Annotated in this window: 8 protein-coding genes; 5 read left to right on the top strand and 3 right to left on the bottom strand. The window is 71.9% G+C overall.

Annotated features, from left to right (window positions below; translation table 11 throughout):
* Positions 1–183 precede the first annotated feature (183 nt).
* Both ABZ434_RS22135 and ABZ434_RS22130 read left to right on the top strand, forming a co-directional pair.
* Positions 184–1,431 carry an MFS transporter gene (locus tag ABZ434_RS22135; RefSeq protein ID WP_359139418.1) on the top strand — a complete coding sequence of 416 codons (1,248 nt, stop codon included), beginning with the start codon at positions 184–186 and terminating at the stop codon, positions 1,429–1,431.
* Positions 1,388–2,710, top strand: a complete 1,323-nt coding sequence (locus tag ABZ434_RS22130) for a D-arabinono-1,4-lactone oxidase (protein ID WP_359139413.1) — start codon at positions 1,388–1,390, stop codon at positions 2,708–2,710. Before ABZ434_RS22135 ends, ABZ434_RS22130 begins: the two co-directional genes overlap by 44 nt.
* Positions 2,711–2,793: 83 nt before the next feature.
* Here ABZ434_RS22130 and ABZ434_RS22125 read toward each other — a convergent pair whose 3' ends face one another.
* Positions 2,794–3,906 carry a hypothetical protein gene (locus tag ABZ434_RS22125; protein WP_359139410.1) on the bottom strand — a complete coding sequence of 371 codons (1,113 nt, stop codon included), beginning with the start codon at positions 3,904–3,906 and terminating at the stop codon, positions 2,794–2,796.
* Positions 3,907–4,403: 497 nt separating this feature from the next.
* Between ABZ434_RS22125 and sepH the strand changes: the two genes are divergently transcribed.
* A complete protein-coding gene (gene sepH / locus ABZ434_RS22120; RefSeq protein WP_359139406.1) occupies positions 4,404–5,468 on the top strand; it encodes a septation protein SepH in 1,065 nt (354 codons plus the stop codon).
* A 106-nt stretch (positions 5,469–5,574) separates the two neighbouring features.
* On the opposite strand, the gene ABZ434_RS22115 is transcribed toward sepH, so the two are convergent.
* Positions 5,575–6,408 carry a sulfurtransferase gene (locus ABZ434_RS22115; RefSeq protein WP_359139403.1) on the bottom strand — a complete coding sequence of 278 codons (834 nt, stop codon included), beginning with the start codon at positions 6,406–6,408 and terminating at the stop codon, positions 5,575–5,577.
* Between the two features lie 233 nt (positions 6,409–6,641).
* Here ABZ434_RS22115 and ABZ434_RS22110 point away from each other — a divergent pair, with 233 nt between their 5' ends.
* Positions 6,642–7,418, top strand: a complete 777-nt coding sequence (locus tag ABZ434_RS22110; protein ID WP_359139399.1) for a VOC family protein — start codon at positions 6,642–6,644, stop codon at positions 7,416–7,418.
* A gap of 9 nt (positions 7,419–7,427) precedes the next feature.
* Here ABZ434_RS22110 and ABZ434_RS22105 read toward each other — a convergent pair whose 3' ends face one another.
* Positions 7,428–9,923, bottom strand: a complete 2,496-nt coding sequence (locus tag ABZ434_RS22105; RefSeq protein ID WP_359139396.1) for an MDR family MFS transporter — start codon at positions 9,921–9,923, stop codon at positions 7,428–7,430.
* Between the two features lie 287 nt (positions 9,924–10,210).
* Here ABZ434_RS22105 and ABZ434_RS22100 point away from each other — a divergent pair, with 287 nt between their 5' ends.
* Entirely contained in the window at positions 10,211–12,703 is a 2,493-nt protein-coding gene (locus tag ABZ434_RS22100; RefSeq protein WP_359139392.1) for a serine/threonine-protein kinase, read from the top strand.
* The last annotated feature ends 21 nt before the right edge of the window (positions 12,704–12,724 follow it).

Here is a 12,724-nt window from a genome sequence, read left to right as displayed (position 1 = left end):
ATCCTGCCACCCGGCCCCGGCCCGGCTCCCACCGACACCTGCCGCCCGCCCCGGCACGCTGCCGTCGGCCGCCGGGCGCGGCCGCCCGGAATCCCGCTGTCGGACCCTCCGGTACGCCCGTAAGCTGTATAGGCCACGTTCACCCCTGACACCGCGTGTGACCACGCCGTAGCGGAGCCCCCCTTGCCCAGTCCCTACCGCGCGATCTTCGCTGCCCCCGGCACCAAGGGGTTCTCCTCGGCCGGCTTCTTCGGCCGGATGCCGCTGTCCATGATGGGCATCGGCGTGGTGACCATGATTTCTCAGCTCACCGGCCGCTACGGGCTGGCGGGCGCGCTCTCCGCGACGCTGGCGATGTCGGCCGCGGTGGTCGGGCCGCAGGTGTCCCGACTGGTGGACAGGTACGGACAGCGCCGGGTGCTGCGCCCTGTGACGCTAGCCGCGCTGGCGGCCGTCGCCGGTCTGCTGGTCTGCGCACAGCAGCGGCTGCCCGACTGGACCCTCTTCGTCTTCGCGGCGGGCGCGGGATGCGTGCCCAGCGTCGGGTCGATGGTCCGGGCGCGATGGGCGGAGATCTACCGCACCTCGGCGCGGCAGCTGCACACCGCGTACGCGTGGGAGTCGATCGTCGACGAGGTCTGCTTCATCTTCGGCCCGATCATCTCCATCGGACTCTCCACCGCCTGGTTCCCGGAGGCGGGCCCGCTGGTCGCCGCCGGGTTCCTGCTGGTCGGAGTCCTCTGGCTGACCGCCCAGCGCGCCACCGAACCGGTGCCGCACCCGCACGCCCGGCACACCACCGGCTCCGCTCTGGGTTCCCGCGGACTGCAGGTGCTCGTGGTCACCTTCGTGGCGACCGGGGCGATCTTCGGGGCGGTCGACGTGGTGACGGTGGCCTTCGCCGAGGAGGAGGGCCACAAGGCGGCGGCGAGCCTGGTGCTGGCGGTGTACGCGCTGGGGTCCTGTCTGGCCGGGGCCGTGTTCGGCCTGCTGCACCTCAAGGGCAGATCGTCCACCCGGTGGCTGGTGGGAGTGTGTGCGATGGCCGTGAGTATGATCCCCCTCCAACTGGCCGGGAACCTGCCGTTCCTGGCCGTGGCGCTCTTTGTCGCGGGTCTCTCCGTCGCACCGACGATGGTCACGACCATGGCCCTCGTCGAACAGCACGTACCGCGCACCAGACTGACCGAGGGCATGACCTGGACCAGCACCGGGCTCGCCGTAGGCGTGGCGCTCGGCTCCTCGGCCGCGGGCTGGGTGGTCGACGCGTCCGGGGCGGAGGCGGGGTACGCGGTGCCCGCCGTGGCGGGAGCGCTCGCGGCCGCGGTGGCGTTCCTGGGGTACCGCCGGCTCACAGGGCCGGTTCCTACGGAAGGGCGCGGGGAAGATGACCGACACCTACGCACGGACGACGACGAGCGCGTGGCGTAACTGGGCGGGAAACGTCACCGCCCGCCCGGTACGGGCCGTGTCCCCCGCCTCCGTGGACGAACTCGCCGAGGCGCTGCGCAGGGCGGCCGAGGACGGGCTCAAGGTGAAGCCGGTCGGCACCGGCCATTCGTTCACCGCGACCGCCGCCACCGACGGGCTGCTGATCCGCCCCGATCTGCTCACCGGCATCCGCGACATCGACCGGGCGGCGATGACGGTGACCGTCGAGGCCGGCACCCCGCTGAAGCGGCTCAACACCGCGCTGGCCCGCGAGGGGCTCTCGCTCACCAACATGGGCGACATCATGGAGCAGACCGTCGCAGGCGCCACCTCGACGGGCACCCATGGCACCGGCCGCGACTCGGCGTCCATATCCGCGCAGATACGCGCCCTGGAACTGGTCACCGCGGACGGCTCGGTGCTGACCTGTTCGGAGACCGAGAACCCCGACATCTTCACCGTCGCCCGGATCGGCCTCGGCGCGCTGGGCGTCATCACGGCCATCACCTTCGCCGTGGAGCCGGTCTTCCTGCTGACGGCCCGCGAGGAGCCGATGCCCTTCGACAAGGTCACAGCAGACTTCGATCAGCTGGTGACGGAGAACGAACACTTCGAGTTCTACTGGTTCCCGCACACGGGGAACTGCAACACCAAGCGCAACAATCGGAGCGCGGGCCCCGCGGCCCCGCCCGGAAGGGTGAGCGGCTGGGTCGAGGACGAGTTCCTCTCCAACGGCGTCTTCCAGGTGGCCTGCTCACTCGGCCGGGCCGTCCCCGCCACGATCCCGTCGATCGCCAAGCTCTCCAGCCGGGCCCTGTCGGCGCGTACGTACACCGACATCCCCTACAAGGTCTTCACCAGCCCGCGCCGGGTGCGGTTCGTGGAGATGGAGTACGCCCTGCCGCGCGAGGCCGCCGTGGAGGCGCTGCGCGAGGTCAAGGCGATGGTGGACCGTTCCCCCCTGCGGATCAGCTTCCCGGTGGAGGTGCGTACCGCCCCCGCGGACGACATCGCGCTCTCCACGGCCTCGGGCCGGGAGACCGCGTACATCGCCGTCCATCTGTACCGGGGCACGCCCTATCAGGCGTACTTCACGGCGGTCGAGCGGATCATGACCGCGCATGGCGGCCGCCCGCACTGGGGCAAGGTCAACACCCGTGACGCCGAGTACCTGGCCGGGGTGTACCCGCGCTTCGGCGAGTTCACCGCCGTACGGGACCGGCTGGACCCGGACCGGCTCTTCGCCAACGACTACCTGCGCCGGGTCCTGGGCGACTGACGCCCGTCCGGAACGCCGTCGGCCTCCGCCCGGGACCGGGCGGAGGCCGACGGCATCCGATCGAGATGTGCTCCCCGGTCCACTCACTCCCCGGCGTCGTCGCCGGCCGGTGCGCGGTCCTCCTGCGCGGGGGCGCTGCCGGTGTCCGTGGGGTCGGGGACGGTGCTGCTGCCGTCGTCCGTGGCCGTCGGCGTGGGCTCGGCGGCCGGGTCCGTGCCGTTACCGTCCCCGGCGGAATCCGTCGGGGCCGGGGTGGGCGTCGGGTCGGCCGTGGAGGCACCACCCCGGTCAGGATCCGGGTTCGTGTCCCGGCCGTCCTGGGGGTCGGCACCGGGGTCCGTGCCGTTGTCCTCGCCGGGCGCCGTGGCGCCCTGCTCCGGGTCGGTACCGGTGGACGGTGCGGGGTCGGAGGAACCCGGGCCCCGCTCGCCGCGCACGACGGAGCCGACGGTGGTTCCCTGACCGCCGCTCAGGTCGTTGCCGGAGACCAGCTCGAACGTGGTGATCCCGATCATCGACACGACGAACACCAGGGCGGCCCCGAGGGCCGAGCGCTTCCAGCCGCGGATCCTGGTGCCGTGCGTGGTCGCCTCGGTGAACTCGTCGTCCGGCGCCGGGGCCGCCGTGAACCGCCGGGTCCCGTGCGGCGTCCCGATCAGCTGTGTACGGTCCGGGTCGGCGGTCACCTTGCGCAGCACGGTCGTGGCGTCCACCGGGCGCAGGACGGTCGTGGCGTCGGCGTCCTGCGGAATGCCGCCCCCGGGCCCGTCGGCGGGGCCCACCTGCCGCAGAACGGTCGTGGCATCCAGCGGGCGGAGCATCGCCGTGGCGTCGGCGGAGCCGCCGGTCCGGCGCAGGGCCACCCGCGTACCGGCGGTCTCCCACCGGGCGTCCGGGTCACCGCCGTCACGCGTCTGACGCGTGTGGACCGTCACCTCGCGGCCCGGGTGCTTCACCTGGACCGTCACCTCGCGGATCTGCTCGCCCGTGCGGCGGAAGAAGTGCTGGAAGACCGAGCCGCCGCAGGTGGCCACGATGCTCATCACACCGGCGCCGAGAATCGTCCCGTACACGCCCAGTTGGGAGGCCGCCACCGCCGCCGCGACCGCCGCCACAGCACTGCCCGCCACCTGGGGCAGGCTCAGATCTATCCGCCTCTCTCTGGGTTCTGTGTCACTTTCCGGCTTCTGCACCATTTCCAGCCCTTGGTTGACATCTTTCCCACCATGCAACAACAAGGGACATTTGAGCGAAGCGGATAGTTCCGTTTACGGTGATTCTGTGAAGGAGGACACGCATTGCGGGCATCCCGCCCTCAACTGGGTACCTCAACTCCCGTGCCGCACGAGAACTTCGGCGGCGCGGCGGTCCACCCCCATGGGCCGAATGGAGTACTGTGGCGAGCCCTGGGGCCGGACTCCCGCATGGAAGTCCGGAACCTTCGGGAGGGGGCCGAAGGAGGCACTCGATCCGGCGGCGCCACGGCATCGCACGGGGGCCAGCTACACGGAGTGACCATCGGTCACTTTGTGTTGCGCAAGAGGTCACCGTGCCATACCGGCGATCAAGGGCTCACGCCCGACACGCCGGGCAACACGGCAATGTTGTGGCAGGCTGCACCCGGGCAGGCCACACTCGACTAGCGGAAGCAGCGACGCACGTGACGTCGGCAGGCACCACCCGGGAGGTCCCCATGCCCGAACTGCGTGTCGTGGCCGTCTCCAACGACGGCACACGACTGGTGCTCAAGGCTGCGGACAGCACGGAGTACACGCTTCCGATCGACGAGCGGCTGCGAGCCGCCGTGCGCAACGACCGCGCGCGGCTCGGCCAGATCGAGATCGAGGTGGAGAGCCACCTCCGCCCCCGCGACATCCAGGCCCGGATACGAGCCGGTGCCTCCGCGGAGGAGGTCGCTCAGTTCGCCGGAATCCCGGTCGACCGTGTACGCCGCTTCGAGGGCCCCGTGCTCGCGGAGCGTGCCTTCATGGCCGAGCGGGCCCGGAAGACTCCTGTGCGCCGTCCCGGCGAGAACACCGGCCCTCAACTCGGCGAAGCGGTGCAGGAGCGCCTCCTGCTGCGCGGCGCCGACAAGGAAACCGTCCAGTGGGACTCGTGGCGCCGCGACGACGGCACCTGGGAGGTCCTCCTGGTGTACCGCGTCGCCGGCGAGCCGCACTCGGCGAGCTGGACCTACGACCCGCCACGCCGGCTGGTCCAGGCCGTCGACGACGAGGCACGCTCGCTGATCGGTGAGACCGACGACGTCGCCGCACCCGAGCCCAGTTTCCCGTTCGTCCCCCGGATCGCCCGGCTGCCGCGCGACCGGCCGCTGGACCGCGCCCTGGACCGGCAGATGGAGCGCCCCACGCCGCCTCCGCCCCCGGAGCCCGAGGAGCGCATCGGCGGGGTCACCGCGAGCGAGCGCGATTCGCTCACCAGCCTGCTGGAGGCGGTGCCGAGCTTCCGCGGCGACATGGTCGTACCGGAGCGGCCCTCACCCCCCGAGCCCCCGGCTCTCGAACCCGCCGTCCACGAGCCGGAGGCGGAGGAGCCGCCGGCACCGGCCGCCTCGGCGGGAGCGGGCTCCGCGTACGCGGACGTACTGATGCCGCGTGCCGTGGCGGGTCACCGCGACCGGCTCACCGGCACGACGGACCGGCAGGCCGAGGCGGACGGGGTCCGGCCCGGCCGGCGGGCGGCGGTGCCGAGCTGGGACGAGATCGTCTTCGGCACCCGCCGCAAGAAGCAGGACTGAGAGTCCGGATGGCAGCAGCATGACGAGGGCCCGTACGCGGCTGCGTACGGGCCCTCGTGCGCCGTCCCGGCAGACACCGCTCCCCCGGCATGGCCCGGCGTCTCCGCTACTGCGGATCGGGCCCCGTGGCGACCGGGCGGGACTCGTCGCGCGTCCAGTGCGACCAGGAACCCGCGTAGAGTGCGGCGCCCGCGAATCCGGCGATCTCCAGCGCCAGCACCTGATGGGCGCCGGAGACCCCCGAGCCGCAGTAGACGCCGACCTCCACCGTGTCCTCGGTGACCCCCAGCTCGAAGAACCGGGAGGCAAGCCACTCGGCGGGAAGGAAATGCCCGTCCGCGCCGACGTTCTCCGTCGTGGGGGCCGACACCGCACCCGGGATGTGCCCGCCCACCCGGTCGAGCGGCTCCACCTCACCCCGGTAGCGTTCGCCGGCGCGCGCGTCGAACAGCAGGCCCGAGCGGGCCAGTGCGGCCGCGCCGTCCGCGTCCAACAGGGGCAGCGCACCGGGCACGGGCACGAAGTCGCCCTCCGGGGGGTTCGGAATCTCCTTCGACAGCTCACCGGTCCAGGCGGCGAGACCGCCGTCCAGCACCCGGACGTCCCGGTGCCCCGTCCAGCGCAGCAGCCACCAGGCCCGGGCAGCCGCCCACCCCTGGCCACCGTCGTACACGACGACCGAGCTGTCCCGGCCCACTCCGGCACGGCGCATGACGGCACCGAACTCCTCCGGATCGGGCAGGGGGTGGCGTCCGCCCTCACCCGCCGGTCGCGAGAGCTCCGCCTCCAGATCGACGAAGACCGCGCCGGGGATGTGCCCGGCCTCGTAGTCGGGCAGGCCGTGGGGGCCGCCCAGCTGCCAACGTACGTCCAGGAGCACCGGCGGACGCGGACCCGCCGACTCGCTCGCACATTCGGATGCGGTGATGATGGGCTTCATGCGTGCCATCCTCGCGCAGAGGTCCGCCCATCCGTAACAACCCCGGAAAGCATGTATCACCACAAACCGGACCTCCTCTGTCGAGATCATGGAAAGAGCGGCGCGGCCGGGACGCATCACGCGCCGGGTGGTGCAAGCATCTGCACGGGGCGTACACATCCCGTACCGCACAACGGCGCGCCGGCCCCGTTCCCCCCGTACGGCCACCACGATGGCCGGAGGAGAGTGTGACGATGACCGAGGCTGCCGCCCGGCGTACACCCGGAACACCTTGCTGGGTGAGCTTGATCGTGCACGGCCTGCACACGACCCAGAACTTCTACGCCGAGCTGTTCGGCTGGGAGTTCGGGCCCGGCCCCGAGCAGCTCGGCCCGTACGTCCGGGCGCTGATCGACGGGAAGGAAGTCGCGGGCATCGGACAGCTTCCGCCCGACCGGCACCTCCCGGTCGCGTGGACGACCTATCTGGCCACCGACGACGCCGACCTCACGGCGGAGACGATCCGTGCCTGCGGCGGAACGGTCGGTGTCGGACCCCTCGACGCCGGGGAGGCGGGCCGGATGGCCATCGCCTCCGACCCGGTCGGAGGCGTGTTCGGTATCTGGCAGGCGGCCGCGCACGTAGGGACCACGCTGGCCGGCGCGCCGGGCACTCCGGTCTGGAACGAGCTGGTGACCCGGGAGACCTCGACGGTCGCCAAGTTCTACCAGGCGGTCTTCGGCTACGAGACGGAGGCGGTCGTCTCGGCCGACTTCGACTACCAGACCCTCCACCTGGACGGCCGCCCGGTGGCCTCGCTGCACGGTGTCGGCCACGCCCTTCCGCGCGACCGGGGCCCGCACTGGATGACGTACTTCGAGGTCGACGACACGGACCAGGCCGCCCAGCGCGTGGTGGAACTCGGCGGACACATCCTGCAGCCGCCCAGGGAGGGTTCCGGCGGCCGGGTGGCCACGGTCGCGGACCCGGAGGGCGCGGCGTTCACGATCGTGCGGTCGACGGGGCGCTGAACCGCTCGCTCACCGGCCCGGGGCACGCGTTCCCGGCGCCCTGGAGGTGACCAGCAGGCCGGCGGCGAGACAGGCGAGGGCCATGCCGCCGGCCGCCCACCGCAGCGCGGTCGTGTAGGCGTCGAGCAATGCGGTCGTCACCTCGTCGGGCCCCGACAGATGGCGCAGCTCGGCGGCGAGAACGGCGGCCAGCACTGCTCCGCCGATCCCGAGGCCCAGCTGCTGGCCCGCCGTGACGGCTGCGGAACGCGTGCCGGAGAGTTCGGGGCCGCCGGCGGTCGCGGTGGCGAAGAGCGGCAGGAAGGCGAGACCGGTACCGAAGCCGGTGAGGAGCAGGCCGGGCAGCACCTCGGTGAGATAGGTGCTGTCGACTTCGAGGCGGCTCAGGAGCAGCATGCCGACGGCCATGATCGCCAGACCGCTCACGATCAGGGCACGAGGCGCGACGCGGGGCAGCAGGCGGGCGGACACCTGCGTGGAGCCGATGGTTACTGCGGCGACCATGGGCAGGAAGGCCACGCCGGCATCGAGAAGGGTGTCACGGCGGACGTTCGTCAGGAAGACGTCCACGGCCACGAACGATGTCATGACGCCGAACCCGGTCGGCAGCATGACGAGGAAGCAGCCGAGACGGTCCGCTCCCGTGACGCCGGACGTCGAAGGGAAGGAGTCCGTCCGCATGGTCTGCCGTACGAGGAAGACAACGAGCAGGAGGGTGCCCACCGTCAGCAGGCCCAGGACCAGCGGGTCGGTCCAGCCGCGCGGATCGGCCTGGGCGAGGCCGTAGGTGAGGGCGATGAGTCCGCCGGTGCCGAGCACCGTTCCTGCCGTGTCCGTGCGGGCATCGGTGCTTCCGGGACGCTCGTGTACGAGGGTCGCCGCACCGATCAGCGCGATCACGGCGAAGGGGATGCAGACATAGAGCGAGACTCGCCACGAGAGGCTCTCCATGAGCGTTCCGGAGACGAGCACGGCCAGTGCCGTGCCGCCTCCGGCGACGGCGGCGTAGATCCCCAGGGCCCGGCCCCGTTCCTTCGGGCCATCGAATCCGGTGCTGACCAGGGCCAGCGCGGCCGGGGTCAGCAGTGCGGCGGAGGTGCCCTGCAGAAGACGGGCCAGGATCAGCAGGCCGGAGCTGTCGGCCGTACCGGCGAGCGCGGACGCCAGCACACAACCGACCAGGCCGATCACGAACACACGTTTGCGTCCCATGCGGTCCGCGAGATTCCCACCCACCAGCAGCAGGCCGCCGAACGACAGCGTGTACGCCGTGAACATCGAGCTCAGACTGTCGCCGCTCATGCCCAGGTCGGCCTGGACGGCCGGCGCCGCCATGTTGAACGTGGTCGCGTCGAACAGCACCATCAGTTGCGCCAGGGCGATCACCACCAGCCCCCACCAGCGCCGGGGATGCGGCGGCGCCCCGTCCTGAAGGAAGGGCGACGGGAATGTGGACCAGGTGCCCTGGGGCGGCGGTCCGAATCCCGGCGGCGGACTGATCTGCGCCGGGGCGGTCGGGGCGTAGGCGGGCGGCGGCGGCAGGGGTTGCGGCTGCACGGCCTTGACCAGCAGATCCGACCCCGTCACGGGTGCGTCCACGGGCAGTTCGGGAGCGTAGTCCAGCAGTTGGGCCGCATGGCGTCCGAGCTGCGCGAGAATCGCGCCCGGCAGCCATTCGGTCGCCGAATCCTGCGCCGTGCGCGCGGCCACCTCCTGGGGCGTGGGCCGCTTGGCGGGGTCCTTCTCCAGACACGCGCGGACGAGACCGGCCAGGCTCTCCGGTACGCCGGTGAGATCCGGCTCGTCCTCGGCGATCCGGAAGAGATGGGCGGGCAGGCCGGTGTCCGCGGCTCCGAAGAGCAGGCGCCCGGTGGCCGCGTGGACGAGGACGGCTCCCAGACAGAAGATGTCGCTGGCCGGGGTGAGTTCGAGGCCGCGGACCTGCTCGGGTGACATGAAGCCCGGGGATCCGATCAGCATGCCCGTGCGCGTGTGCAGGCTGTCCCCGGCGAGGCTGTCCATGGCCCGGGCGATGCCGAAGTCGATGACGCGGGGCCCGTCCACGGTGACGAGGACATTGGACGGCTTGAGGTCACGGTGGATCAGGCCCGCCTCGTGCACCGCCTGCAGGGCGAGGGCCAGGCGGTTGGCGAGGATGCGGACGGAGTACTCGGGCAGGGGGCCGAAGTCGTTGGCGACGACGGCGCTCAGGTCGGGCCCCGGGATGTACCGGGTCGCCACCCAGGGCACCGCGGCCTCGGGGTCGGCGTCGAGCACCTCCGCGGTCCAGTGACCGCCCACCCGGCGCGCGGCCGCCACCTCACGGGCGAACCGCCTGCGGAACTCCTGGTTCCCGGCATACTCGGCCTGCACGACCTTGACTGCCACGGTACGTCCGGCCTCGGACCTGCCCAGATAGACCAGCCCCATACCGCCCTCACCCAGCCGGGCGATCAGGCGGTACGGGCCGATGCGGGCGGGATCCTCGGGAGTCAGCGGTTTCACGAAAGTAAGATAGGCCAACTGGTGTACGACGGTGGGTGATCGGCGCAATAGCCTCGCTCCTGCGCTTCGAGCGGCCTGATTCGGCGGCCTGCCCCCATGGGTGGAGACACCGGACCTGCGGCTGCGACGGCGGTGCGGGCAGGAGGCCACACCATCGACGTCCGCCCGGATCGCCGTGCGCGGCTGCGTGGCAGACTGTCGGAACGCGCGTGCTGGTCGGGGGATTTGAGGGGCGTCGGATGCTGGGGCAATTACGTGGGACGTCACCGCGCACTGTCGGACCGTACGTGACGCTGGCGCGGCTGGGTGCGGGAGGCATGGGCGAGGTCTTCCTGGCCCGTCCGGAGCGCCTCGACGCCGGATACGGACCGGCGGACCTCGTGGCCATGAAGGTGATCCGCAACGAGGTGGCGAGGGACGAGGAGTATCTGCGGCGCTTTGCCCGGGAGGCAGCAGTCGCCGCATCGGTGACCAGCCCTTACGTGGCACGCCTCACAGACAGCGATATGACGGGCGATCTGCCGTGGCTGGCGACGGAGTTCGTGGTGGGGCCGACCCTGGCCCAGGCAGTGGGGCGGCACGGCCCTCTGCCGTCCGGGGCCCTCGCCCGGCTCGGCGAGGACATGGCCCGGGCACTGTTGGCAGTGCACGCCGCAGGCGCGACGCACCGCGACCTGAAGCCGGCGAACGTGCTGCTCGCCGCGGATGGGCCGCGGCTGATCGACTTCGGCGTGGCCCGGACCCGCACCGCCACGACCCTGACCTCGACAGGACACATGGTCGGCACGCCCGCCTATATGTCACCGGAGCACATCGCCGGTGGGCGCCTCGTGGTGTCCGCCTCCGATGTGTTCTGCCTGGCGTCGGTCCTTGCCTACGCGGCCACGGGCCGGGATCTGTTCGGGAACGGGCCGGTCGCGGCGGTGCTCTACCGCGTGGCGGAGGTCGACGCCCCGCTCGACGGGCTTCCCACCGAACTGGTGCCCCTGATCACGGCATCCCTGGCGAAGGATCCGGCATCGAGGCCGACCGCGGACGAACTCGTGGAGCGGTTCGCCGCACTGCGCGCGACGCACGGCGAGGAAGGCAGTGGCTCCGGGGCCGGCTGGCCGGCCCCCGTGGTCCTGGACATCCAGGCCGAGCACCGCGACGTGACAGCGCTGTGTGCGACCGGGTCCGCGCTGCTGCCGCTACCGACTCCCGCCGCCGCCCAGGAGCCGTCCGCCAAAGGCCCACTCGGTGCGGGCACCCTGGCTCCGCACCAGTTCCCGACCATGGGGCCCACCCCGCCGATGCCTGCCGCGCACCCGGCGCCCCACCACCGACGGCTCCGAGCGCTAGCCGTGGTGGCGGCGGTGGCTGTCGCCGGGGCGGGTGTGGGCGCGTATCTGGCCCTACGGGGCACGGGCGACGGGGACGGGACCGGCGCCGGCGGTGTGCCCGCCCCGACGACGACTCTGACACCTGCTCAGCTCGTGGCCCGCGCGGGCGTCGACGGCTCCGGCACCGTCGACCGCAGCGGCTACGTACCTCAGTTCGCCGCGCAGCGGGCCCCCGGCTGGAAGCCCTGGCAGGCCCGGCTGGGCGGAGCGCGCATGAGCTGCTCCGCGGACACCCGGGCCGTTGTGTGTCTGCTGACCGATGGCACGTACGAAGCGGTCTCGGCAGCCGACGGGCATCGACTGTGGGTCTCCGGCGGCGCGTCCGGCGCCCAGGACGGCCCGGGCGAGGCCTATTTCGGGAAGAGTGGCAATCTGCTCATGGCGGGCGACTCGCTTGCTCCGCAGGTGAGGGGCGGGCGCGCCCTGATCGCATCGGACGGCGAGCTGCAGCTGCGCGACTCGCGCACCGGTGACGTGCTCTGGCAAACCGCGCCCCCTCCGGGGCAGGGGGAGTTCAGCGCACAGCCCCTGCTGGCCGATGACACGGTCATCGCCACCGTGGAGGGCAAGAACGTGAGCGAGACGCCGAAGGGCGCCTCCCTGCGCGCGTACGACGTCACCGACGGCAGCACCCGATGGGACCTCCCGCTCGACGAGAGCGACGGTCCGAGCCAGGCCGAAGAGGGCCGGTACGCCGCCCGGGCGCTGATCGACGGCGTGGTGTACGCGCACACGCCCGACGGACTCGTCGCGGTCGACGCCCGCAAAGGCGTCGTTCTCGGCCGTGCGGCGCCGGCGACGGGCACCGGCTGCCGCACCGTGTTCTCCGGCGGCGGCACGATCCAGTGCGACGACAGGGTCACCGAGGAGGAGCCGGACCCGAACGGGGAGAACGTCGAGATCCGGGTCGAGCGCTACACACCTCGCACCCTCGAGCCCGTGGGCCACTACTCGTACCTGCTCGACCAGAAGACCACGCAGGTCGATGTCACCGTCACGGCGACTGACAGTACGTACTCCCTCGCCCGGCACAGCGACGACAACAACGACACCGGCCTCATCACCCTGACGGATCTTCGCACCGGCAAGCAGCGGCAGACCCTGAAGTCCCCCGTGGTCGGACCGAGCGTGTCCGACCCGCTCCTGGCCGACGGCCAGGCGGTGTTCGCCGACAACCACGCCCTCTACCTGGCGCCGCTGGACACGCGAAGCGGGCATCTCGGCAAACCGCGAGTCGTCCCGCTGCCTGGCGCTCCCGGCGATCGCAGCGAGGCCCAGAACGACGGGAACATACTCGTCATCCGTGACCAGGTCCGTCCGCCGCAGATCCTGATGCTGGGGGGCGTGGCCCACGTGGTCTTCGACCACGGCACGATTTCCTCGGTGAGGCTGCCGTGAGCGATCCGCTCGCTGCGGACG

Source organism: Streptomyces sp. NPDC005761 (assembly GCF_040630635.1).
Lineage (GTDB): Bacteria > Actinomycetota > Actinomycetes > Streptomycetales > Streptomycetaceae > Streptomyces.
This window is presented reverse-complemented; position numbering and strand designations above follow the sequence as displayed.

Coding starts and splice junctions, on each gene's coding strand:
- ABZ434_RS22130 (WP_359139413.1), top strand. CDS start 1,388: ATGACCGACACCTACGCACGGACGACGACGAGCGCGTGGCGTAACTGG.
- ABZ434_RS22125 (WP_359139410.1), bottom strand. CDS start 3,906: ATGGTGCAGAAGCCGGAAAGTGACACAGAACCCAGAGAGAGGCGGATA.
- sepH (WP_359139406.1), top strand. CDS start 4,404: ATGCCCGAACTGCGTGTCGTGGCCGTCTCCAACGACGGCACACGACTG.
- ABZ434_RS22115 (WP_359139403.1), bottom strand. CDS start 6,408: ATGAAGCCCATCATCACCGCATCCGAATGTGCGAGCGAGTCGGCGGGT.
- ABZ434_RS22110 (WP_359139399.1), top strand. CDS start 6,642: ATGACCGAGGCTGCCGCCCGGCGTACACCCGGAACACCTTGCTGGGTG.